Origin of the sequence: Streptomyces sp. NPDC127108, from assembly GCF_042677545.1 — a bacterium.
In the GTDB taxonomy this organism is placed as follows: domain Bacteria; phylum Actinomycetota; class Actinomycetes; order Streptomycetales; family Streptomycetaceae; genus Streptomyces.
The window spans coordinates 64,826-86,147 of sequence record NZ_JBHXTE010000003.1 but is presented as its reverse complement, the minus strand read 5'-3'; the positions used below and the strand labels follow the sequence as shown (position 1 = coordinate 86,147).

At 69.9% G+C, this 21,322-nt stretch carries 22 protein-coding genes; 9 read left to right on the top strand and 13 right to left on the bottom strand.

Annotation, left to right across the window (positions count from 1 at the left end):
- Position 1: 1 nt before the first annotated feature.
- The 5 genes from ACFVHO_RS03475 (at position 2) to pknB (ending at position 7,325) form a co-directional block, all read left to right on the top strand.
- Entirely contained in the window at positions 2 to 508 is a 507-nt protein-coding gene (locus ACFVHO_RS03475; RefSeq protein ID WP_030360578.1) for an FHA domain-containing protein, read from the top strand.
- Between the two features lie 120 nt (positions 509 to 628).
- A complete protein-coding gene (locus ACFVHO_RS03470; protein ID WP_385709556.1) occupies positions 629 to 2,215 on the top strand; it encodes a Stp1/IreP family PP2C-type Ser/Thr phosphatase in 1,587 nt (528 codons plus the stop codon).
- Positions 2,216 to 2,241: 26 nt separating this feature from the next.
- Entirely contained in the window at positions 2,242 to 3,669 is a 1,428-nt protein-coding gene (locus ACFVHO_RS03465) for an FtsW/RodA/SpoVE family cell cycle protein (RefSeq protein ID WP_030360576.1), read from the top strand.
- The gene (locus ACFVHO_RS03460) at positions 3,666 to 5,129 is read left to right on the top strand and encodes a peptidoglycan D,D-transpeptidase FtsI family protein (protein ID WP_380842993.1); all 1,464 of its coding nucleotides are present in this window, start codon (positions 3,666 to 3,668) and stop codon (positions 5,127 to 5,129) included. Before ACFVHO_RS03465 ends, ACFVHO_RS03460 begins: the two co-directional genes overlap by 4 nt.
- Positions 5,130 to 5,300: 171 nt before the next feature.
- Positions 5,301 to 7,325: a Stk1 family PASTA domain-containing Ser/Thr kinase gene (pknB, locus tag ACFVHO_RS03455; RefSeq protein WP_385709553.1), complete on the top strand. Its 2,025-nt coding sequence runs from the start codon at positions 5,301 to 5,303 to the stop codon at positions 7,323 to 7,325.
- 136 nt (positions 7,326 to 7,461) lie between these two features.
- Here the strand turns inward: pknB and ACFVHO_RS03450 are convergent, their stop codons facing one another.
- Genes ACFVHO_RS03450 through ACFVHO_RS03425 form a run of 6 tightly spaced genes read right to left on the bottom strand, consistent with a single transcriptional unit; the run spans position 7,462 to position 11,715 of the window.
- Positions 7,462 to 8,214 carry a class E sortase gene (locus ACFVHO_RS03450; RefSeq protein ID WP_385709551.1) on the bottom strand — a complete coding sequence of 251 codons (753 nt, stop codon included), beginning with the start codon at positions 8,212 to 8,214 and terminating at the stop codon, positions 7,462 to 7,464.
- A 26-nt stretch (positions 8,215 to 8,240) separates the two neighbouring features.
- On the bottom strand, positions 8,241 to 9,374 hold the full coding sequence (locus tag ACFVHO_RS03445) for a class E sortase (protein WP_385709548.1): 1,134 nt from the start codon (positions 9,372 to 9,374) through the stop codon (positions 8,241 to 8,243).
- Positions 9,371 to 10,021, bottom strand: a complete 651-nt coding sequence (locus ACFVHO_RS03440) for an aminodeoxychorismate/anthranilate synthase component II (RefSeq protein ID WP_385709545.1) — start codon at positions 10,019 to 10,021, stop codon at positions 9,371 to 9,373. The genes ACFVHO_RS03445 and ACFVHO_RS03440 overlap by 4 nt, the downstream gene beginning before the upstream one ends.
- Complete coding sequence (locus ACFVHO_RS03435) at positions 10,018 to 10,179, bottom strand: hypothetical protein (RefSeq protein WP_030360570.1); 162 nt, start codon at positions 10,177 to 10,179, stop codon at positions 10,018 to 10,020. Before ACFVHO_RS03435 ends, ACFVHO_RS03440 begins: the two co-directional genes overlap by 4 nt.
- 51 nt (positions 10,180 to 10,230) lie before the next feature.
- Positions 10,231 to 10,926: a class E sortase gene (locus tag ACFVHO_RS03430; RefSeq protein ID WP_385709542.1), complete on the bottom strand. Its 696-nt coding sequence runs from the start codon at positions 10,924 to 10,926 to the stop codon at positions 10,231 to 10,233.
- Positions 10,927 to 10,941: 15 nt separating this feature from the next.
- Positions 10,942 to 11,715 carry a DUF881 domain-containing protein gene (locus ACFVHO_RS03425; protein ID WP_385709539.1) on the bottom strand — a complete coding sequence of 258 codons (774 nt, stop codon included), beginning with the start codon at positions 11,713 to 11,715 and terminating at the stop codon, positions 10,942 to 10,944.
- Positions 11,716 to 11,863: 148 nt separating this feature from the next.
- Between ACFVHO_RS03425 and crgA the strand changes: the two genes are divergently transcribed.
- On the top strand, positions 11,864 to 12,121 hold the full coding sequence (gene crgA / locus ACFVHO_RS03420) for a cell division protein CrgA (RefSeq protein ID WP_385709536.1): 258 nt from the start codon (positions 11,864 to 11,866) through the stop codon (positions 12,119 to 12,121).
- A 407-nt stretch (positions 12,122 to 12,528) separates the two neighbouring features.
- Here the strand turns inward: crgA and ACFVHO_RS03415 are convergent, their stop codons facing one another.
- Positions 12,529 to 13,425: a rhomboid family intramembrane serine protease gene (locus ACFVHO_RS03415; RefSeq protein ID WP_385709534.1), complete on the bottom strand. Its 897-nt coding sequence runs from the start codon at positions 13,423 to 13,425 to the stop codon at positions 12,529 to 12,531.
- Positions 13,426 to 13,558: 133 nt separating this feature from the next.
- Entirely contained in the window at positions 13,559 to 14,092 is a 534-nt protein-coding gene (locus tag ACFVHO_RS03410; protein WP_385709531.1) for a peptidylprolyl isomerase, read from the bottom strand.
- A gap of 288 nt (positions 14,093 to 14,380) precedes the next feature.
- Here ACFVHO_RS03410 and ACFVHO_RS03405 point away from each other — a divergent pair, with 288 nt between their 5' ends.
- Positions 14,381 to 15,109, top strand: a complete 729-nt coding sequence (locus ACFVHO_RS03405; protein ID WP_385709529.1) for a DUF5324 family protein — start codon at positions 14,381 to 14,383, stop codon at positions 15,107 to 15,109.
- 141 nt (positions 15,110 to 15,250) lie between these two features.
- Here the strand turns inward: ACFVHO_RS03405 and ACFVHO_RS03400 are convergent, their stop codons facing one another.
- From ACFVHO_RS03400 to ACFVHO_RS03385, 4 genes are all read right to left on the bottom strand, one after another.
- Positions 15,251 to 15,967: an ANTAR domain-containing protein gene (locus ACFVHO_RS03400; protein ID WP_385709526.1), complete on the bottom strand. Its 717-nt coding sequence runs from the start codon at positions 15,965 to 15,967 to the stop codon at positions 15,251 to 15,253.
- Entirely contained in the window at positions 15,964 to 16,827 is an 864-nt protein-coding gene (locus ACFVHO_RS03395) for a GAF and ANTAR domain-containing protein (protein ID WP_385709524.1), read from the bottom strand. Before ACFVHO_RS03395 ends, ACFVHO_RS03400 begins: the two co-directional genes overlap by 4 nt.
- Positions 16,828 to 16,984: 157 nt before the next feature.
- Positions 16,985 to 18,850 carry a CheR family methyltransferase gene (locus ACFVHO_RS03390; RefSeq protein WP_385709521.1) on the bottom strand — a complete coding sequence of 622 codons (1,866 nt, stop codon included), beginning with the start codon at positions 18,848 to 18,850 and terminating at the stop codon, positions 16,985 to 16,987.
- Positions 18,850 to 19,482 carry a chemotaxis protein CheB gene (locus ACFVHO_RS03385; protein WP_385709519.1) on the bottom strand — a complete coding sequence of 211 codons (633 nt, stop codon included), beginning with the start codon at positions 19,480 to 19,482 and terminating at the stop codon, positions 18,850 to 18,852. Before ACFVHO_RS03385 ends, ACFVHO_RS03390 begins: the two co-directional genes overlap by 1 nt.
- A gap of 292 nt (positions 19,483 to 19,774) precedes the next feature.
- Between ACFVHO_RS03385 and ACFVHO_RS03380 the strand changes: the two genes are divergently transcribed.
- Positions 19,775 to 20,470, top strand: coding sequence for a M23 family metallopeptidase (locus ACFVHO_RS03380; protein WP_385709517.1), 696 nt, complete (start codon positions 19,775 to 19,777; stop codon positions 20,468 to 20,470).
- Positions 20,471 to 20,499: 29 nt separating this feature from the next.
- Here the strand turns inward: ACFVHO_RS03380 and ACFVHO_RS03375 are convergent, their stop codons facing one another.
- Positions 20,500 to 20,781 (bottom strand): hypothetical protein, encoded by a 282-nt coding sequence (locus ACFVHO_RS03375; protein ID WP_385709514.1) that lies wholly within the window; start codon positions 20,779 to 20,781, stop codon positions 20,500 to 20,502.
- A gap of 221 nt (positions 20,782 to 21,002) precedes the next feature.
- On the opposite strand from ACFVHO_RS03375, the gene ACFVHO_RS03370 reads away from it, so the two are divergent.
- Positions 21,003 to 21,269 carry a chaplin gene (locus ACFVHO_RS03370; RefSeq protein ID WP_380843025.1) on the top strand — a complete coding sequence of 89 codons (267 nt, stop codon included), beginning with the start codon at positions 21,003 to 21,005 and terminating at the stop codon, positions 21,267 to 21,269.
- Positions 21,270 to 21,322: the final 53 nt, after the last annotated feature.

Genomic DNA, 21,322 nt, shown 5'->3' with positions numbered 1-21,322 from the left:
AATGTCAGAGCTGACCCTGACGGTCATGCGGCTGGGTTTCCTGGCCGTTCTGTGGCTGTTCGTGATCGTGGCCGTCCAGGTCATTCGCAGCGACCTGTTCGGTACGCGCGTCACTCAGCGCGGTTCGCGCCGTGAGGGCGGCCGCCAGGCGGCCCGCCAGCAGGCCGCGCCGCCGCCACAGCGCCAGCAGAGCGGCGGCCGCCAGCGTCGTGGCGCCCCCACCAAGCTGGTCGTCTCGGAGGGCACCCTGACGGGCACCACCGTCGCGCTCCAGGGGCAGACGATCTCGCTGGGCCGGGCACACGATTCGACCATCGTGCTGGACGACGACTACGCCTCCAGCAGGCATGCCAGGATCTACCCGGACCGTGACGGCCAGTGGATCGTCGAGGATCTCGGGTCCACGAACGGCACGTATCTCGACCGGACCCGCCTGACCACCCCGACGCCCGTTCCGCTGGGCGCGCCGATCCGCATCGGCAAGACCGTCATCGAGCTGCGGAAGTAGTACGACAATGAGCGAGCGGAGCGAGCGAGCCGACGCGGTCCAGGACTTGGACGCCAGCGCGCTCCCGACCGGAGGGTGGGCACCGTGCGGATGTACCCGGAGCCGACGGGCGAGGTGCGCATGAGTCTGTCACTGCGCTTCGCCGCCGGATCGCACAAAGGCATGATCCGGGAGGGGAACGAGGACTCCGGCTACGCGGGTCCGCGTCTCCTCGCCATCGCCGACGGCATGGGGGGCCAGGCCGCGGGCGAGGTCGCCAGCTCCGAGGTGATCTCGACACTCGTCACGCTCGACGACGACGTCCCCGGCTCGGACATCCTCACGTCGCTCGGCACGGCCGTGCAGCGGGCCAACGACCAGCTGCGCCTCATGGTCGAGGAGGACCCGCAGCTCGAGGGCATGGGCACCACCCTGACCGCCCTGCTGTGGACCGGCCAGCGGCTCGGCCTCGTGCACGTCGGCGACTCGCGCGCGTACCTGCTGCGCGACGGCGTGCTCACGCAGATCACGCAGGACCACACCTGGGTGCAGCGGCTCGTCGACGAGGGCCGCATCACCGAGGAGGAGGCGACGACGCATCCGCAGCGCTCGCTCCTGATGCGCGCGCTCGGCAGCGGCGACCACGTGGAGCCGGATCTGTCGATCCGTGAAGTCCGCGCGGGCGACCGGTACTTGATCTGCTCCGACGGGCTGTCCGGCGTCGTGTCCCACCAGACGATGGAGGACACCCTCGCCAGCTACCAGGGCCCCCAGGAGACCGTGCAGGAGCTGATCCAGCTCGCGCTGCGCGGCGGCGGCCCCGACAACATCACGGTGATCGTCGCCGACGTCCTGGACATCGACACCGGCGACACCCTCGCGGGCCAGCTGTCCGACACCCCCGTGGTGGTCGGCGCGGTCGCCGAGAACCAGCTCCAGGCCAACGACGACGGCGCCATGCAGACGCCCGCGGGCCGCGCGTCGGGCCTCGGCCGCCAGACGCCGCCCCCCTCCGGAGGCGGCTTCGGCCCGCCCGGAAGCGGCGACGGCACTCCGGGGTACGCCCCCGAGGGCGGCTCCTTCGGGGCGTACGGCGACGAGGACCTGGTGAAGCCCGGCGGCGGCCGCAAGTGGCTGAAGAGATCCCTTTACATCGCGCTGGCCCTCGCCGTGGTCGGCGGCGGCCTGTACGGCGGCTATCGCTGGACCCAGACGCAGTACTACGTCGGCACCAAGGACGAGCACGTCGCGCTCTACCGCGGCATCGACCAGGACCTCGCCTGGGTGAGCCTGTCGAAGGTCGAGAAGGACCACCCCGAGATCGAACTCAAGTACCTGCCGCCCTACCAGCGCAAGCAGGTCGAGTCGACGATCCAGGAGGGCAACCTCGACGACGCCGAGAAGAAGATCGGCGAGCTGGGCCTGCAGGCGTCGGCGTGCAAGAAGGACGCCGAGCGGCGCGCGATCGAGCGGGAGAACCGCGAGAAGGAAGAGCGCGAGAAGAACGACAACACCAAGCCCGGTGAGGGCGAGGCGGGCGGCCAGGACGGCTCGCCCGACCCCGCCGACACCTCCAAGCCGGACTTCCGCAACGCGAGTTTCCGCGCGGCGGACGACCCGGGCACCAAGGACGACAAGTCCAAGTCCACCACCGCACCGACTCCCACACCCGGCCCCAGCCTCTCCCAGCAGGAGAAGGATCTGGTCCCGCAGTGCGGTAAGCAGTAAGCAGCCGTTGGGGGCCCTTGCACGCCATGAGCAGTAGCACTACACAAACGTCGACGATCGGCGCCATCGGTGCGCCGAGCCGACGCAACACCGAGCTCGCGCTCCTGGTGTTCGCCGTCGTCATCCCGCTGTTCGCCTACATGAACGTGGGCCTCGCCATCTCCGGCGAGCTGCCGCCCGGCATGCTCGGCTACGGCCTGGGCCTCGGCCTGCTCGCGGGCGTCGCGCACCTCGTCGTGCGCAAGTTCGCGCCGTACGCGGACCCACTGCTGCTGCCCCTCGCCACGCTGCTCAACGGCCTCGGCCTGGTGGTCATCTGGCGGCTCGACCAGTCGGAGCGGCTGCAGCAGCTGGGCAAGGCCTCCTTCGGGGCGTTCAGCGCGGCGGCCCCCAAGCAGCTGCTGTACTCGGCGATCGGCATCGCCCTGTTCGTCGCGGTGATGCTGCTGCTCAAGGACCACCGCGTCCTCCAGCGGTACACATACATCTCGATGATCGGCGCGATGGGCCTGCTGCTCCTTCCGCTCGTGCCGGGCCTCGGCAAGAACATCTACGGCGCCAAGATCTGGATCCAGGTCGGCGGGTTCTCCATCCAGCCCGCGGAGTTCGCCAAGATCGTCATCGCGGTGTTCTTCGCCGGATACCTGATGGTGAAGCGAGACGCACTCGCCCTCGCCAGCCGCCGCTTCATGGGCCTTTACCTGCCGCGCGGGCGTGACCTCGGTCCGATCCTGGCCGTGTGGGCGATGTCGATCCTGATCCTGGTCTTCGAGACCGACCTCGGCACGTCGCTGCTGTTCTTCGGCATGTTCATCGTGATGCTGTACGTGGCCACGGAGCGCACCAGCTGGATCGTGTTCGGTCTGCTGATGTCGGCCATCGGCGCCGTCACCGTGGCCTCCTTCGAGCCGCACGTCAAGGTGCGTGTGGACGCCTGGCTCGACCCGTTCAACAAGGAAGTCATCGCGTCGACCGGGACGGACCAGATCGCCCAGTCGATGATGGCGTTCGGCTCCGGCGGCACGCTCGGCACCGGCCTCGGCCAGGGCCACTCCGACCTCATCGGCTTCGCCGCCAACTCCGACTTCATCCTCGCCACGTACGGCGAGGAGCTGGGCCTCGCCGGGATCATGGCCGTCCTGCTGATCTACGGCCTGATCGTGGAGCGCGGCGTGCGCACGGCGCTCGCGGCCCGTGACCCGTTCGGCAAGCTGCTCGCGGTCGGCCTGTCCGGCGCCTTCGCCATCCAGGTCTTCGTCGTCGCGGGCGGCGTCATGGGCCTGATCCCGCTGACGGGTATGACGATGCCGTTCATCGCGTACGGCGGTTCCTCGGTGATCGCGAACTGGGCGCTCGTGGGCATCCTGCTGCGCATCAGCGACACCGCGCGCCGCCCGGCCCCGTCGCCCGCCCCGAACCCCGACGCCGAGATGACCCAGGTGGTACGGCCGTGAACAAGCCTCTGCGCCGCATCGCGATCTTCTGCGGCCTGCTCGTCCTCGCGCTGCTCGTCCGCGACAACTGGCTTCAGTACGTCAAGGCCGACCACCTCGCCGAGCACGACATGAACCGCCGCGTGCCCATCGAGCGGTACGCCCAGCCGCGCGGCGACATCATCGTCGACGGCAAGGCCATCACCGGCTCGCAGAAGGTCGACGGCGACGACTTCAAGTACAAGCGGACCTACAAGAACGGGCCCATGTGGTCGCCCGTGACCGGCTTCGCCTCGCAGCGCATCGGCGCCACCCAGATCGAGTCCATCGAGGACCGCATCCTCACCGGCAACGACGACCGGCTCTTCTTCCGCCGCAGCCTCGACATGCTGACCGGCAAGAAGAAGGAGGGCGGCAACGTCGTCACGACGCTGAACCGGGACGCGCAGAAGGCCGCGTACGACGGTCTGAAGAACAAGGGCAAGGGCGCCGTAGCCGCGATAGACCCGTCCACTGGCGCGATCCTCGCGCTGGCCTCGACGCCCTCGTACGACCCCTCGAAGTTCGCCGGCAACACCAACGCCGAGGCCGAGACCTTCGGGAAGCTCGACAAGGACTCCGACAAGCCGATGCTGAACCGCGCGCTGCGCGAGACCTACCCGCCCGGTTCCACCTTCAAGGTGGTCACGGCCGCGGCGGCGATGGAGCACGGCCTGTACACGGAGATAGACGAGAAGACGAAGTCCCCGCTGCCCTGGACGATGCCGAACACCACGACCGAGCTGAAGAACGAGGGCAACATCCCCTGCAAGAACGCCACGCTGCGCGAGGCGCTGCGGGTGTCCTGCAACACGGTCTTCGGCAAGATCGGCTCGGACCTCGGCAAGGACAAGATGCTGGAGACGGCCGAGAAGTTCGGCTTCAACGAGGAGCAGTTCGTCCCGGTCCGCTCCAATGCCTCCGTCTTCCCCGAGGAGATGGACAAGCCGCAGACCGCGCTCTCCTCCATCGGCCAGTTCGAGACCGCGGCGACGCCGCTGCAGATGGCGATGGTCACCTCCGCGATCGCCAATGACGGCACCCTGATGGAGCCGTACATGGTCAAGGAGCTCCAGGCGCCGAACCTCGACGTGATCGAGAAGCACTCGCCCAAGGAGATGAGCGAGCCGCTGTCCAAGGAGAACGCGCAGAAGCTCCAGGACATGATGCAGACCGTCGTGAACGAGGGCACGGGAACCAACGCCAAGATCCCGGGCGTCACAGTGGGCGGCAAGACCGGTACCGCGCAGCACGGCCTCAACAACAGCAAGAACCCGTACGCCTGGTTCATCAGCTACGCCAAGACCGACTCGGGCTCCCCGGTCGCCGTGGCCGTGGTCGTGGAGGACAGTGACGCCTCCCGTGGCGACATCTCCGGCGGTGGGCTCGCGGCGCCGATCGCGAGGGACGTGATGAAGGCGGTCATCGACAGCAAGAAGTGACCCCTGTCACGACCCCTCCACATCGGTGCACGTTGCGATACCGGTCCTGTATCGGGTGACGGTTGCGGCCGGGTCACGTCAGGCGAGCCGGGTACGGTATGCCCGGACAGCACACCGCCGGACCGCGCAACACGGTGCGGTCGGGACCGACGGAGAGGGCTGGGAATAGCTATGGAAGAGCCGCGTCGCCTCGGCGGCCGGTATGAGCTGGGCCAGGTGCTCGGCCGCGGCGGGATGGCGGAGGTCTACCTCGCGCACGACACCCGCCTCGGCCGCACCGTGGCGGTGAAGACGCTGCGAGTCGACCTCGCCCGCGACCCGTCGTTCCAGGCCCGGTTCCGCCGTGAGGCCCAGTCGGCCGCCTCGCTCAACCATCCGGCGATCGTCGCGGTCTACGACACCGGCGAGGACTACGTCGACGGGGTCTCCATCCCGTACATCGTGATGGAGTACGTCGACGGCTCCACGCTGCGCGAGCTGCTGCACTCCGGGCGCAAGCTGCTGCCCGAGCGCGCCATGGAAATGACCATCGGCATCCTCCAGGCCCTGGAGTACTCGCACCGCAACCAGATCGTCCACCGCGACATCAAGCCCGCGAACGTCATGCTGACGCGCAACGGCCAGGTCAAGGTCATGGACTTCGGCATCGCCCGTGCGATGGGCGAGTCCGGCATGACGATGACGCAGACGGCCGCCGTCATCGGCACCGCGCAGTACCTCTCCCCCGAGCAGGCCAAGGGCGAGCAGGTCGACGCGCGCTCGGACCTCTACTCCACGGGCTGCCTCCTCTACGAGCTGCTGACCGTCCGGCCGCCCTTCGTGGGCGACTCCCCGGTCGCGGTCGCGTACCAGCACGTCCGCGAGGAGCCGCAGGCGCCCAGCGTCTTCGACAACGAGATCACGCCCGAGATGGACGCGATCGTCCTCAAGGCGCTCACCAAGGACCCGGACTACCGCTACCAGTCGGCCGACGAGATGCGCGCCGACATCGAGGCCTGCCTCGACGGCCAGCCCGTCGCCGCCACGGCCGCCATGGGCGCCGTCGGCTACGGCGGTCACCCCGACGACCAGGCCACGGCGATGCTCCGCCCGCAGCACGGCGGCCCCGCCCACGGCCAGACCTCGATGATGCCGCCGGTCAACCCGGACGACGGCTACGACGAGGGGGGACGGCGCGGCCGCGGCCAGAAGAAGAGCAACACCTCGACGATCCTCCTGATCGCCGCGGGCGTGCTCGTCCTGGTGGGGGCGATCCTCATCGGGAAGTGGGCGTTCAGCGGGGGCAGCGGGACCAGCGACGACAAGACGGCGCCGAACTTCGTGGGCGAGACCCTGAAGGAGGCCCGCGAGTCGGCGAAGAACGTCGACCTGGAGATCGCGGTGTCCGAGCGCAAGACCTGCGAGAAGTACCCCAAGGGGGAGATCTGCTCGCAGGACCCCGGCGCGGACGCCAAGGTCGAGAAGGGCGACACGATCAATGTGGTCGTGTCGACCGGTGCGCCGAAGATCACCGTTCCGGACGTCGAGGGTCTCACCTACGAGAAGGCCGAGAGCCGACTCAGGGACAAGGGCTTCGAGGTCACGAAGAAGACCCAGGAGTCCGAGCAGAACCCAGGCGTCGTGATCAGTCAGAACCCACCTGGCGACACGGAGGCCCAGAAGGGCACCAGCATCACCCTGACGGTCGCCAAGAAGCAGCAGAAGCCCGTCGTCCCTGACGTCTCCGGTCAGACCTGGGAAGCCGCGAAGAAGCAGATCGAGGCCAACGGTCTCGTCGCGAGCCGCACGGACGTCGAGAGCGACAGCGTCGAGGAGGGCAAGGTCATCCAGACATCGCCCTCGGCCAACACCGAGGTCGACCCCGGCTCCACGGTGACCGTCCAGGTGGCCAAGAAGAAGGCCGAGGAGGAGCCGGAGGAGGCCACCGTCCCGACCCTCGGCGGCCAGACCCTCGCGGACGCCCGTGACGCCATCGAGGACGCCGACCTCACCGTGGGCAGCATCACGGGCCCGCAGGACGACGACGCCCGTGTGGTCCTCTCCACGCCGAGCGGCGGCCAGAAGGTCCCGTCCGGCACGGCGATCAACCTGGTGACCACCGGCGGCTCCGGTGACGACCAGGGCGGTGACAACCAGGGCAACGGCGGCGGCTTCATCGAGGGCGCCACCGGCTTCGGCCGACACAGCCGGGACTGACGCCTCCGGCAGAACTGACAGTTCCGGCGGTACAGCGGACAAGGACGAGGGCCCCGGCACCAGAAAGGTGCCGGGGCCCTCGTCCGCGCTCCGGGCTCTGCACACCGGCCCCGCGTCCCTGAAGCAAGCGCAGCGGCTAGCTCAGCTCCCGCGGCGGCGTCCGCCTGTTGTCCACCTTCTCGACCCGCTCCAGCTTCCCCCACACCACATAGCGATAGTTCGACGTGAAGACCGGGGTGCACGTGGTGAGCGTGATGTAGCGGTCCGCGCGCTTCGCGCCCGACTCCTTGGGGATGGGGTCGAGGACGCGGACGTTGTACTTCGAGGTCTCGGGGAGGGTCTTGTAGACCTTGTAGACGTACCACTTGTCGCGGGACTCGAAGACGATCGGGTCGCCCTCGTCGATCTTGTCGATCTTGTGGAACTTCGCGCCGTGGCCGTCGCGGTGGGCGGCCAGGGTGAAGTTGCCCTTGTCGTCCTGCGGCAGGGCGGACTTGATGGGGTCCGTGTAGTAGCCGGCGACGCCGTGGTTGAGGGTCTTGGGGTTGGTGCCCTTGGTGACGAGGATTTCGCCGCCGCTCATGGAGGGCACGTGCAGGAAGCCGATGCCGTCCTTGGTGTCGATGGGGCCGGGACCCTTGGCCTCCCAGTGGTCGCGGACGCGGTTCCCCTGCTTCTTGGCCTCGCGGTCCGCTATGACGTTGGTCCACCACAGCGAGTAGGCGACGAACAGGCCGAGGATCACGCCCGCGGTGATGAGGAGTTCGCCGAAGACGCTGACCGCCGTCGCGATCCGGCCACGGCCGCGCTGCCGCGGCGCGGGCTTCGGCGCGGACTCCCCGGTCCGCTCGGCCCGCTCCTGCTCGTCCTCTTCGGTGGTGGCTGCCACTGCGTCTGCCCCGTCCGTCTCAGCTTCTAGTCGACCAACGCGGGTGGCTTTCCCTTGTCGCGTGGCCGGTCTTCGACCATCTTGCCCCACACGATCATTCGGTACTTACTCGTGAACTCGGGGGTACAGGTGGTCAGTGTGATGTAGCGGCCGGGTTTCGTGAAGCCGGAGCCCGGCGGCACCGGATCGAGGACCGCCGTGTTGCCGGGGCTGGTCTGCGGCAGGATGCTCGCCATCTTGTAGACGTAGTACTTGTCCTGCGTCTCGACGACGATCGGATCACCCGGTTTGAGCCGGTTGATGTACCGGAACGGCTCGCCGTGCGTATTGCGGTGACCGGCGAGCGCGAAGTTGCCGGGGTTCGCGTCCGGCATCGGGGTCTTGGTGCCGCCCTTGTTGTAGTGGCCGACCATGCCCCGGTCGAGGACCTTGTGCTTGTCGATGCCCTCTGCGACCGGCGTGACGACGTCCAGCTTCGGGATATGCAGGAGCGCGAAGCCCTGGCCGGGTTCGAAGGCCCCCGGCTTGCCCTTGCCCTTCGCCCAGTCCTCCTGGAGCTTGCGGGCGGCCGCGTCGGCCTGCTGTTGGGCTCTTATGTTCGTCCACCACAGCTGGTACGTGACGAAGAGGAGCATCAGAACGCCGATGGTGATGAAGAGTTCGCCGATGGCGCGGCTGGCCACGGTGGCCGGTCCCGGCTTCGCGGCACGGGCGGCGCGGCGGGCCTCGACCCGGGTGAGGGGGCGCTCCGCTTCGGCGGAGGACGTGGCTGCGGCCGACCCGGACGCGGTGGCCGGGGGCTTCGCGCCCCGGCGGCCCTTGTGCTTGGCGGCCTTGCGGCGAGCAGCGCGGCCGCCTGTGGGCGGGGCGGTACCCGGGGGTGGGGCGGCACCCGGCTCACCGACTATTCGGCGAGTGTCCGCCGTCCGCAGCCCGATGGTCTCGTCATCGACCGGCGCGGGCCCTTGCGCGTAGGTCGTCTCGTACGTCCCCGAGGTGCTCTCCTGGGCGGAGGCGTCCCCTTGGGCGTACGGCTCCTCGGACACCGCCTCCCCGGCCTGCGGAACAGCCCCCGCCTCCCCCGGCAGCGACGCGACGCGGAACCACGGTGACGGATGCTCCCCCGCCCCCTCGGCGCCCCCGTGCGCCCCCGTGGTCACGCCGTAGCCCTGCCCACCACCGGCGCAAGCCCGCTCGACCGCCCCACCGCCCCCGCGTCGCCGCACTCCACCAGCCAGTTGGCGAGCATGAGGTGGCCGTGTTCGGTGAGGACCGACTCGGGGTGGAACTGGACGCCCTCGACGGGCAGTTCGCGGTGGCGCAGGCCCATGATGATGCCGTCGGCCGTGCGCGCGGTCACTTCCAGCTCGGCCGGGACGGTGGCGGGCTCGGCGGCGAGGGAGTGGTAGCGGGTGGCGATGAAGGGGGACGGCAGGCCCGCGAAGACGCCCTTGCCCTCGTGCGTGACCGGCGAGGTCTTGCCGTGAAGCAGCTCCGGCGCCCGGTCCACCACGCCCCCGTACGCCACCGCCATGGACTGCATGCCGAGGCAGACGCCGAAGACGGGCACACCGGTCGCGGCGCAGTGGCGCACCATGTCGACGCAGACGCCCGCCTGCTCGGGGGTGCCGGGTCCCGGCGAGAGCAGCACGCCGTCGAAGCCGTCCTGGGCGTGCCGCAGCTCGACCTCGTCGTTGCGCAGGACCTCGCACTCGGCGCCGAGCTGGTACAGGTACTGCACGAGGTTGAAGACGAAGCTGTCGTAGTTGTCGACGACGAGAATGCGGGCGTTCTTGCTGGAGCTCACTGGCCGTCCACCGTCACATCGTTGAAGGGCAGCAGCGGCTCCGCCCAGGGGAAGACGTACTGGAACAGCACATAGACGACCGCCAGGACGAGCAGCAGCGAGAGCAGCGCCTTCACCCAAGCGTTCCCGGGCAGATGCCGCCAGATCCAGCCGTACATGCCGTCCCTTCCGTCGTCCGGCGCCACAAGCCGTCGCCGTTCGGCACCAGACTAACGGCGCAGTGCCTCGGGTTTCCCGGCCTCCACGGGCTGGGTGGCGTCGAGGTGGGCCCAGGCGATCAGGCGGTGGCTGTGGCCCCACTCCGGTTCACAGGTGGTGAGGGTGAGATAGCGGCCGGGCTCGCGGTAGCCGGATTTGCGCGGGACGGGGTCGATGACACCGATGTCGGCGGGCAGGGTGCGGTACGGCTTCCTGTCGATGCGGTACGTGAACCAGGTCGTCCCGTCGGTCAGGACGACGGCGTCGCCGGGGCGCAGCTCGGGGAAGTCCTTGAAGGGGTCGCCGTAGGTGCGGCGGTGTCCGGCGACGGCGAAGTTGCCCTTCTGGCCGAGCTGGGCCGTGCGCGCGTAGTGGCCGAGGCCCTTCTTGAGGGTGCCGGTGGCGGTGCCCTGGAGCACGGGCTTGTTCCACGTGAAACCGAAGCGGGGGATGTACATCACGGCGAAGGGCTTGCCGTCCCGGTACGCGGCGGGCTCCGGCGGCGCGGCGTCCGCGTCCCGGCCCGAGCCCTGGGCGGCCACCGGCTGCCGCGCCCACTGGTCCTGCAACTGGTCGATCTGGCTGTCCATCGCGCGGTCGGCCTTCACCCCGGTCCAGAACAGGACGTACACGACGAACAGTACGATCACGGTCCCGACGGTGACGCACAGTTCGCTGAGCGTCCTGACGATCACTCGCACCGGCACGGGGTCCCCCAGGGGCTACTGCTCCACAGGCTTCGCGTAGTGGAGATCCACTGTGCCCGAGTAGCCGGGAAGAGTCACCGCCCCGTCGTCGTCGACTTTCCAGCCGAGGCCGTAGGCGTTGACGTACAGCATGTAGTTCTGGATCTCCGGGGAGGCCGCGAGGGACTTCCTGAGCTTGTCCGGGTCGCCGACGGCCGTGACCTTGTACGGCGGTGAGTAGACGCGGCCCTGGAGGATCAGGGTGTTGCCGACGCAGCGCACGGCGCTGGTGGAGATCAGACGCTGGTCCATGACCTTGATGCCCTCGGCGCCGCCCTGCCAGAGGGCGTTCACCACGGCCTGCAGGTCCTGCTGGTGGATGACCAGGTCGTTGGGCTGCGGCTCGGGGTAGCCGGGGAGCTTGGCGGTGGCGTCCGGCGGGGCGTCGGTGAGGGTGACCGTGACGGCGTCGCCGTTGAGCTTGCGGGTGCCCGCGTTCTTCTCCAGGGCCTTGAGGCGGGCGTCGTCGGCCTTGCTGCCGGGGCTGTCGCGCTGGGCCAGGGAGTCGACGTCGCCGCGCAGGGAGCCGTTGGACTCCTCCAGGTCCTTGTTCTCTCGGCTGCGTTCCTGGATGAGGTCGGAGAGCTTCAACAGGGAGGCGTCGGTACGGATGTTGGTGCCCTTGGCCGTGTTGAAGCTGGTGACGAAGATCAGGCCGGCGAGGGCGAAGACGGCGATCGTGAGGAGCTGCACCGGGCGCCAGCGGCGGCGTCGACCGGTGCCTCCCGGGAAGTCGGCAGAATTGCTCAACGTACCCTTATCTCCTTCACCGCCGCGGAAGCACTACGCTAACGGACGCCCGGGGGAGGACTTCGCGCACCGTAGCGCCGAAGAACCCGCCCCGCGTCACACCCCGTTCCCTGCGCGGCCACGCAGCGCATCGACAGGAGAGACCCTCGTGCCGAAGTCACGTATCCGCAAGAAGGCAGACGACTACACGCCGCCGTCGTCGAAGAAGGCGACGAACATCAAGCTGACCAGCCGCAGCTGGGTGGCTCCGGTGATGCTGGCCATGTTCCTGATCGGCCTGGCCTGGATCGTCGTCTTCTACGTCACGGACGGAAAGCTGCCCATCGACCCGCTGGGCAACTGGAACATCGTCGTCGGCTTCGGCTTCATCGCGGCTGGGTTCGGCGTCTCCACGCAGTGGAAGTAACGGTTCCACGCGGCTGAGGGCACGGCGGGCGGGCACACGTGTGCCGCGAGAGCGGAAAATGGCCCCGCCCGCAAGCCCTGGCCTGAGTTATCCACAGCGCGAGCACCGCCATCCACAGACCTGGGGAAAGGTCTGAAGATCTGTGGATAACTCTCAGAAGGTTGACGCCGGTGTGACTGGCCCACCGCCGCGCACCGGCCCGCACATCCCTTGTCCCGCCTGGGAAAACCCGGACCGGCGACGCGCGGAACACGCGTTCCCCACTTCGTGCACAAGATCGGGCACAGACTGTGGACAACACGGGAGCGTGCGCCGGTCCGCGCACGTCAGGCGGGGACCGGCCGTCGCACCTCAGGTGACCTGGGCCACTCGCCGCACCTCAGGCCAGCCGAGCCACCCGCCGCACCTCAGGTCAGCTGGGCCGTCCGCAGCACCACGGTCACCACGATCACCGCGAACACCACCGCGCACGTCCCCCACTGCACCAGGGCGCGCCGCTCGCGCGGGGCGTGCACCATGCCGTACGCGATGGCCACGCCCGCGATCAGACCGCCGACGTGGGCCTGCCAGGCGATGCCGCTCCAGGTGAAGGTGAAGAGCAGGTTCAGCGCGAGGAGCGCGATGACCGGGCGCATGTCGTAGTTCAGGCGCCGCATCAGGACCGCCGTCGCGCCGAGCAGGCCGAAGATCGCGCCGGAGGCGCCGAGGGAGGCCTTGCTCGCGTCCTCCAGGAGATAGGTGAGGGCGCTGCCGCCGAGGCCGGACAGCAGGTAGAGCGTCAGATAGCGGGCCCGGCCGAGCGCCGCCTCCAGGGGGCCGCCGAGCCACCACAGGCCCAGCATGTTGAACGCGATGTGCCAGATCTCCTGGTGCGTGAACATCGACGTGACCAGGCGATACGCCTGGCCGTCCGCGACGCCCTCCGTCGGCACGAACGGGTGCGGCGGCCACTGGCCGATCAGCACCAGATCGCTGAGCAGGCTGTCCCCGCGCACCCGGACCGCGACGAACACCAGCAGGTTGATCGCCAGGATGATCTTCGTGAGCAGCCGGGGGTCCTGGGCGATGGTGCCCCCCGCGAGCGTGCGCGGCTGACTGGCCGCGGGCGAGTGCCCGGTGCCCGAGCCGCCCCGGACGCACTCCGGGCACTGGAAGCCGACCGAGGCGCTGATCATGCACTCCGGGCAGATCGGCCGCTCGCAGCGCGTGCAGGTGATGCCGGTCTCCCGGTCCGGATGCCGGTAGCACGTCGGCGGGCCCTGCGCGTCCCGCGGCTCCTGCGGGCTGCCTGGCGCCTGGTCCATTGCGGTCCCCTCATTCTCCGTACGAAGGCGGCGTGGCGAACGCGCCGCCCCGCCCTTCCTCTACGGATGGGCGGGGCGGTTTGGTTCCCTCACGGGTGCGCCGCGCGGGCGCGCCCGGAGCTCGCGGCGGCGCTCAGCCCTCGCGCGTCTCGATCACGACGGACTCGATGACGACGTCGTTGACCGGACGGTCGGTGCGCGGGTTGGTCTGGGTGCCCGCGATGGCGTCCACGACCTTCTTGCCGGCGTCGTTGCTGACCTCGCCGAAGATGGTGTGCTTGCGCGTCAGCCACGCGGTCGGCGACACCGTGACGAAGAACTGCGAGCCGTTGGTGCCCGGGCCGGCGTTGGCCATCGCGAGCAGGTACGGCTTGTCGAAGGCCAGGTCCGGGTGGAACTCGTCCTCGAACTCGTAGCCCGGGCCGCCGGTGCCGTTGCCCAGCGGGTCGCCGCCCTGGATCATGAAGCCACTGATCACCCGGTGGAAGACGGTGCCGTCGTACAGGCGGTCCGACGACTTCTTGCCGGTCGCGGGGTGCACCCACTCGCGCTCGCCCTGGGCGAGCTCAACAAAGTTCTTGACCGTCTTGGGCGCGTGATTCGGCAGGAGCCGGATCTCGATGTCGCCCTGGTTGGTCTTCAGGGTGGCGTAAAGCTGCTCGGCCACGATCTGCCTTCCGTTGTCCTCTGTGACCCTCCGATCCTCGCACGGACCGGATTGGGACGAGTAGCCACCGACTGGGCGCGCGCCGGGAGGATCCGTGGCATTGTCGTCGACAAGCTCCGCTCGTACCGAATTGGTCGAGTTCACGTCGTACCGAACGGGTCGAGTTCACGGGGGAGCAGTCGATGACCCGGATGCCCGCCCTCGCATGCCCCGGATCCGTCCGGCAGGCATGATCCCGGTAAGGGTGGAAAGGTGACATACCTATACGCCACCAAGGAGGAGGATCCCGTGACCCGCAAAGACAGCGTGCGCGCCGCGGCCGACTCGGCGAAGGACAGCGTGCGGCACGCCGCGGACGCGGTGGCCCCGTACGCGGACAAGGCGGCCGAGGCCAAGGACAAGGCCGCGCACCTGGCGCTCGAGGCCCGGGCACGCCTGGCGCCGAAGGTGTCGCAGGCCGCCCACACGGCCGCCGACCAGGCCCGCGTCCAGTTCGACGCGCATGTGGCGCCGCGCGTGGAGCAGGCCCGCAGCCATGTGCCGCCGAAGGTCGACCACGCGGCGCACGAGGCCGCGGCCCGCACCCGCAGGGCCGCCCGCCAGGCCGCCGACTTCTCGAAGCCGCGCGTCGAGCACGCCGTGGCCGTGGCCGGGCCGGTCCGCGAGGAGGCCGCCGCCCGCGGCGTCGCGGCGCTCGCCGCGCTGCGCGGTCAGGTCTCGCCCGAGCAGATCGCGCAACTGGCCCGCCGGAGCGAACGCCGCGCCCGCACCGGACGCCTCGCCAAGCGGCTCGCCGTCCTCGGCGCGCTCGTGATCGGCGCCGTCGCCGTGTGGAAGTGGTGGGACAAGCAGGCCAACCCGGACTGGCTGGTCGAGCCCCCCGCGGCCACGGAGGTCCCCGACCGGGCACCGCTCACATCGGTCGACGGCAGCGCCCAGACGTCCCTCGACCCGGAGGTCCAGGCCAAGCAGGCCGAGGCCGAGGCCGAGGCGGAGGGACGCGAGGAGCGGGGCTGAGCCCGGAAGCCCGCGACGACCGGGCCCGAACCACCGGGGCCCCGATGAGCCGGGCTGAACCCGGTGGACCAGCCGGGTGCCCGACGGCACCCCACGGCCCACCGAGCCCATGAACAGCGACAGTGGTGGTGGAGGGGCGACTCACAGGACGAGTCGCCCCTCCACCACCTCCCGCGCCACCTCCGTCAGCTTCCGCTGCCGCGCCCGCGCGTGCCCGCGAAGGATCGCGAAGGACTCGTCCATGGCGAGCGACTGCTGGGCCGCGAGCACGCCTTTGGCCTGTTCGATGATGAGACGGCTGGTCAGGGCGTGCTCCAACTGATCGGCCAGGGTGCGGCTGCGGCTCAGTTCGAGCTCCCGCAGCAGCGCGATGGCCACGATGTCCGCGAGGGACTGGCCGAACACCAGCGCCTCGTCGGTGAGCGGCGCCTCCTCGCTGCCGAAGAGGACCAGCGCGCCGATGGCCTGCTCGCGCCCGCGCAGGGGCCGCGCCGCGACCTCCGTGTAGCCGAGGGCGAGGGCGCGCGGCACATAGTGCGGCCAGCGGTGGCGGGCGATCGGGCTCCTCAGATCGGTCCTGGGCACCGGCTTCCCGGTCTCCCGGCAGTGGGGGCCCGGGCCCTGGCCCCGCTTGTGCGCGTCGAGGAGCAGCTCCTTGGCCCCGGCCTCGGACGCGTACACCTCGCCGGACTCGGCGCCCGGCAGGTCGCACAGGACCCCGCAGGCGCGGGCTCCGACGAGTTCGCTGCTGTGGGCCGCGAGCGCGGCGAGCAGGACGGCGGGGTCGAGCGGCATGTCAGGGGTGCCTCCGGCCAGTTCCACGAAGATGTCGGCCAGGTGTTGCCGTGGCGTCGTCATGACGGACCTTCCGGGGTGAGCTTGAGATCACCGGCCACGATCCCCCGCGCGAACGTCTCCAACGGCACTCCGAGAGTGAAGGCGCGGGCCTTGATGAGGGCCAGCGCGTCGTCGACGCGCCGGCCGATGTGCACGGACACCACGCCCGCCGCCTGCTGCACGACGTCCCGGTGTTCGGTACCGCCGTACAACTCGGGGTCGGCGTCCGGGTCGAGGAGCACCGTGCGGGTCAGCGCCCCGACGATGTCCGTGAACGCCTGGGTGCCGACGAGCCCGGGACGCGGGTCGAACACCGCGAGCGCGCCGAAGCAGCGGCCCGTGGTGTCCAGAGGAACGGCTGCCACCTCGTGGATGCCGAGCGCGGTCAGGGCGGGCCCGTAGCAGGGCCAGCGCTGCTCGATCGCCTCGTGCGAGGCGCGGACGAGTCGGCAGCCGGACGTGGCGTCCCTGGTGGGGCCCTCGCCGAGCATGAACTCCAAGTCCTGCGCGGCGCGGGCCGGTTCGTTGGACGCGGCGACGGCGAGCTGGCTGTGGTCGGCGTCGACGAGCGTGAGCGCCGCGCTGCTCGTACCGCACGCCTCTGCGACCCCGGTCATGAACCGCGGCCTGGTGCCGTGGCCCCGCTGCCAGCCCGTGAGGTTGTGCGCGAAGGCTTCCTGAAGCCGTGCCGACGAGCGGTGGCAGCCCGCAGTGGTGTGCAGCAGTGCGGCGATCTGCAGGTACACGTCGTTGCCCGTGTCCGCCGCCTTCTGTTCGTACCGCTTGGCGGCTTCCTCGGCGCCCCGCGCACGCTCCCGCGCCGACGCCGCCCGGCGCCATGCTGCCACCGCTTGCTCGGCGGAGCCATCGCCCGTGGTCATGACTCGCAGCGTACGCCCGCAAGTTGCCCTGGAGGAGCCTGTTTTGGGCATCTCCCCCTGACGGGCGCGCGTACGCCATCGCGCCGCTCGAAGTCTCCGCACACGATGCGTGCGGAGACGGACGCGCGCCTGCCGACCGCGTACGAAAACGCCCACGTCAAGCGGTGGAGGCGCCCCGAGCCTCCTCCATGAGGAGCACCACGCCTCCGTGATGGCCGTCGAACGGCGAGCACACGACATTGCACACGATCTGTCGGCCGATGCGGTTCACGGCGGAGACCGCGGCCGTGTCGGTGCGCTCGCCGGTGTCGATGCACGCCTGGATGACCGGCCGCAGCTCCTCGGTCGGCAGCCCGAAGTCGAGCTTGAAGAACACCTTGTCGGCGACCTCGTCGGCGCGCAGGCCCCACAGCTCGGCGGCGCCCCGGTTCCAGCTCTTGACCCGCTTCTCCCCGTCGAGGACGACCACACCCGCGGCGACGCTGCTCATCACGCCTTCCAGAAAGGCGCGGGCCTCGTCCAGCTCCTCACTGCGGATGCGCATCTCCTCGTTCATCGTCTCCAGTTCCTCGTTGCCGGACTGAAGCTCTTCGTTGGTGGTCTCCAGCTCCTCGTTGGTCGACTGGAGCTCCTCGTTCGTCGTCTCCAGCTCCTCGATGCTCGACTGGAGCTCCTCGTTCGTCGTCTCCAGCTCCTCGTTCGTCGACTGGAGCTCCTCGTACGCCGTCTCCAGCTCTTCGCGTACGCGCTTTATCTCCGACTTGAGCTGAGTGGTGACCGTGACGTCGGTGAACGTGATGATGGTGGCCGCGGCCAGGCCGGTGGGGCCGGTGAGGGGCTGGATGAGGATGTCGAAGAACTGGACGTCCTCGCCCACGCGCCGCTCGACGCGGTTGACCCGCAGCGTTCTGCGCTCGTGGGTCGCCTGCTCGATCAGGGAGCGCAGTTCGACGGGGCGGTAGGAGATCTCCAGGTCCTGGAAGGGGCGGCCGAGGTCGTTCGTGGTCAGGGCGAACTGCACCCGGGCGCTGCTGTTGATCAGTGCGACGGTGCCGTCGGCGTCGACCGCGACGGACGGGAGCGGGATGGCGTCGAGGATGAGGTCGCGCGTCTGCCGGTTGCGCGCCACCGTGCGCTGTTCCGAGCCGGCGATGGCCCTGATCTTCAGCGGCGCGGGCTGGTACGGCGGTCCGGCGTCGCCGGGCCGCCGTCGGAAGACGCGCTGACGCATGCTGACCACCTCGAACCGGTCCGCGTCATTGAGCAGCATCTCCGCCTTGCCGAGGAAGAGATAGCCGCTTTCGCGCAGCGCGAAGTGGAAGCGGTCGATGATCTGGGTCTGCGCCTCGACGTTGAAGTACATCAGCGTGTTGCGGCACACCAGCAGGTCGAGGCGGGAGATGGGGGCGTCGCGGGTCACGTCGTGCCGCCCGAAGATGACCCGGCGCCGCAGGTCGGGCCGGAAGCTGTACTGCGCGCCGTTCTGCTCGAAGTACTTGTCGCGCAGCTCCGCGGGCAGCGCTTCCAGCGCCTTGGCGCTGTAGAGGGCGGAGCGGGCGTCCCGCAGCGCCTCCTCGTCGACGTCCGTGCCGTAGATCTTGACGCGGTTGATGGCCTCATCGACACCCAGCGCCTCGGCGAACATGATCGCCAGGGAGTACGCCTCCTCGCCGCTGGAGCAGCCCGCGCTCCACACCCGGACCTCCTCCTGGGGCTCCTTGTCGGCGAGCAGCTCGGGGACGACCTCGCGCTGCAGGAACGTCCAGGCGTCCGGATCGCGGAAGAGGGACGTGACGTTGATCAGGATGGTGTTGAACAGCGCGCTGAACTCCTCCGCGCTGGTCTCGAGGCGGTCGCGGTAGTCCGCGTACGACGCCACACCGACATCGGACATCCGTTTGCGGATCCGGCGCCCGAGGGAGGAGCGCTTGTATCCGGTGAAGTCGAAACCGCGGGCGTCCCGCAGAAAGCCGAGGAGTTCCTCCAGTTCCTCGTCCGTCTCAGCATCCTGCACGTCAGCCATCACTGCCTCTTGTCCTCGACGAGCCCGCGAATGACCGCGGCGATCTCCTCCAGGGGTAGCACGAAGTCCACTGCGCCCGTACCCACGGCAGCCTCGGGCATGCCTCTGAACTCGGCCGATCTTGGGTCCTGCGCGATGACGGTGCCCCCGCGCGACTTCACCGCGTCCACTCCCATGGCGCCGTCCCGGCCCGTCCCCGTCAGGACGCAGGCGATCGCCCGGTGCCCGTACGCGCCCGCCACCGACTCGAACAGAAGGTCGGCGGAGGGCCGCACGAAGTGCACGAGCGCGCTGCTGGACAGCGTGAGCATGCCCTTCGCGTCCACGAGGAGGTGCCGGTCGGGCGGGGCGATGTACACGGTGCCGGGCAGCGCCGGCTCGTCCTGCTCCGCGAGCTTCACGGTCAGACCGGTGCGCCGGCCGAGCACCTCGGCGATGACCGTGCGGTGGCGGGGGTCCAGGTGCTGTACGAGCAGGACGGGAACCGGGAGCTCGGGGCCGAGGGCCTCGAGCAGCACGGCCACTCCGTGGACGCCACCCGCCGACGCGGCAATGGCCACGACCGCGAAGGAAGCCTCCGGGCCGTGTGCGTACGCGTCTTCCGGCTGATCCGCCGACTGATGAGCCGTCACGCGGTGAGCCTAGCGCGGCAGAGTGCCTGGAAGGCGGGCACGACAGAGACCCAGGGGACAGTGGCGCGAATACGTTCGGGACACATGCACGCGGCCAAGTTCGTGGCACGTGCACACGGCTCCGTGAGCCCGCGGTCGTTCACTCTCCCGAGGACACCTCCGCGCCCCGCACCCGAGCGCGCGCCCCCGGGGCACCGCCCGCGCACCACCCCGCGGCCCTCGCGCACCGCCCTTACGCCATGCGGCCCAACCGGTCGTGCGCACCCGGGCCGCCCCGCGTGTCCTTGCAGGTATGGGCTACGGCATAGACAGCCCGCGCGAAGCGGGCACCACACGACGGGACGCGCTCGGTCTGGCCGCGGGACTGCTGGCCGGTGGCGCGCTGACAGTGACGACGGCGGCCCCCGCGGCGGCGGACGACGACGAATGGTTCGCGCCGGAGGAGGCATGGGCCCCCGAGGCCGAGGACTGGTGCGTCGCGGACTTCGACGAACAGTTCGAGGCCGACCTCGCCGCCGCCGAGGCCGCCCTCCCCGTGGAGGACAGCCGGGGCCTCGGCGCCCTGGAGCGGCCCACCGGCAGGTACACCCGGCCGCTGCGCCGCCGCTACCGCGTCACCTCGCGCTACGGCGTGCGCGGCAACTGGGCCGCCGGGCACCACACCGGCATCGACCTGGGGGTGCCGCGCGGGACCCCCGTGTACGCGGTCACCAGCGGGGTCGTGGTGCTCGCCCGCTGGTCGGGGGCGTACGGCAAGGCGGTGACGGTACGGATGCCGGACAAGCGCTATGTGCTGTTCGCGCATCTCTCCCGGATCTCGGTGCGCCAGGGCCAGCGCATCCGCACCGGCGCCCGCATCGGCTACAGCGGCGCCACCGGACGTGCCACGGGCCCGCACCTCCACTTGGAGATACGGGCCCGGCGCGGCTACGGCTCGGACATCAACCCCGTCTCCTACCTGGCCAGGCGAGGGGTGCGGCTGCTGTAGGCGGCTTGCCCGGAGCGCTCGGCCGCGGGCTACTGGACGGCGGGCACCGCGTTGGTCACGGGCGCCACCAGGTCGGTGAGCTGGTGCAGCTGGTTCAGCTGGTGCAGACCGCCGAGCTGGCTCGCGACCGTGGGCACCTCGGCCCGGCGCTCGGCGGGGATGCCCGAGGTCTGAAGGTCGTCGATCGTGTCCAGGACGGAGATCTTGGACGCGGTCGACGCGTCGGGGGACGCGTGCGCTGCGGGCGCGGCAAGCGCCGCGGCACCGGCGGCGAGGGAGACGGCGGCCATGAGTCGGCGTGCTGATGTCATGCCCTCACAAACGTCCGGGCGCGGTGAAGGATACGGCTCGCGGACCGCTGTCACTCAGGAAGCGCACCCCGTTCCGGGGTGTTTTCCGGCATTCCTCGACCCCCCGTACGACACGAATACGCAAAGCCTCACCCGGCGTGACTTCGCGTCAACAACCTGCGTTAGAGGAACTGCGGTCGTCCCTATGCGGCCGTATTTTCCCTTAGTCAAAGGAGAACGTGATGTCTCGCATCGCGAAGGCAGCCGCCGTCACGCTCGGCGCGGGTGCCGTCGTACTCAGCGGTGCCGCGCTTGCCTCGGCGGACGCGGGCGCGCAGGGCAAGGCCGTCGGCTCCCCCGGTGTGCTCTCGGGCAACCTGATCCAGGTCCCCGTCAACGTTCCGGTGAACGTCTGCGGCAACACCGTCGACGTCGTCGGCCTGCTGAACCCCGCGTTCGGCAACCAGTGCGCCAACAAGGGCGAAATGCACGGCGGCTACGGCAAGTGACGCCGAGGCGAAGCCCCCGGCCGCGGCCGGGGGCTTCGCTGTGTGCGCGGGCC

What these genes read in the sequence shown, in the direction of transcription:
- ACFVHO_RS03475 (WP_030360578.1), top strand. Translation starts at nt 2, where the DNA reads ATGTCAGAGCTGACCCTGACGGTCATGCGGCTGGGTTTCCTGGCCGTT.
- ACFVHO_RS03470 (WP_385709556.1), top strand. Translation starts at nt 629, where the DNA reads ATGAGTCTGTCACTGCGCTTCGCCGCCGGATCGCACAAAGGCATGATC.
- ACFVHO_RS03465 (WP_030360576.1), top strand. Translation starts at nt 2,242, where the DNA reads ATGAGCAGTAGCACTACACAAACGTCGACGATCGGCGCCATCGGTGCG.
- pknB (WP_385709553.1), top strand. Translation starts at nt 5,301, where the DNA reads ATGGAAGAGCCGCGTCGCCTCGGCGGCCGGTATGAGCTGGGCCAGGTG.
- ACFVHO_RS03435 (WP_030360570.1), bottom strand. Translation starts at nt 10,179, where the DNA reads ATGTACGGCTGGATCTGGCGGCATCTGCCCGGGAACGCTTGGGTGAAG.
- ACFVHO_RS03415 (WP_385709534.1), bottom strand. Translation starts at nt 13,425, where the DNA reads ATGGACCAGGCGCCAGGCAGCCCGCAGGAGCCGCGGGACGCGCAGGGC.
- ACFVHO_RS03400 (WP_385709526.1), bottom strand. Translation starts at nt 15,967, where the DNA reads ATGACGACGCCACGGCAACACCTGGCCGACATCTTCGTGGAACTGGCC.
- ACFVHO_RS03395 (WP_385709524.1), bottom strand. Translation starts at nt 16,827, where the DNA reads ATGACCACGGGCGATGGCTCCGCCGAGCAAGCGGTGGCAGCATGGCGC.
- ACFVHO_RS03390 (WP_385709521.1), bottom strand. Translation starts at nt 18,850, where the DNA reads ATGGCTGACGTGCAGGATGCTGAGACGGACGAGGAACTGGAGGAACTC.
- ACFVHO_RS03380 (WP_385709517.1), top strand. Translation starts at nt 19,775, where the DNA reads ATGGGCTACGGCATAGACAGCCCGCGCGAAGCGGGCACCACACGACGG.
- ACFVHO_RS03375 (WP_385709514.1), bottom strand. Translation starts at nt 20,781, where the DNA reads ATGACATCAGCACGCCGACTCATGGCCGCCGTCTCCCTCGCCGCCGGT.
- ACFVHO_RS03370 (WP_380843025.1), top strand. Translation starts at nt 21,003, where the DNA reads ATGTCTCGCATCGCGAAGGCAGCCGCCGTCACGCTCGGCGCGGGTGCC.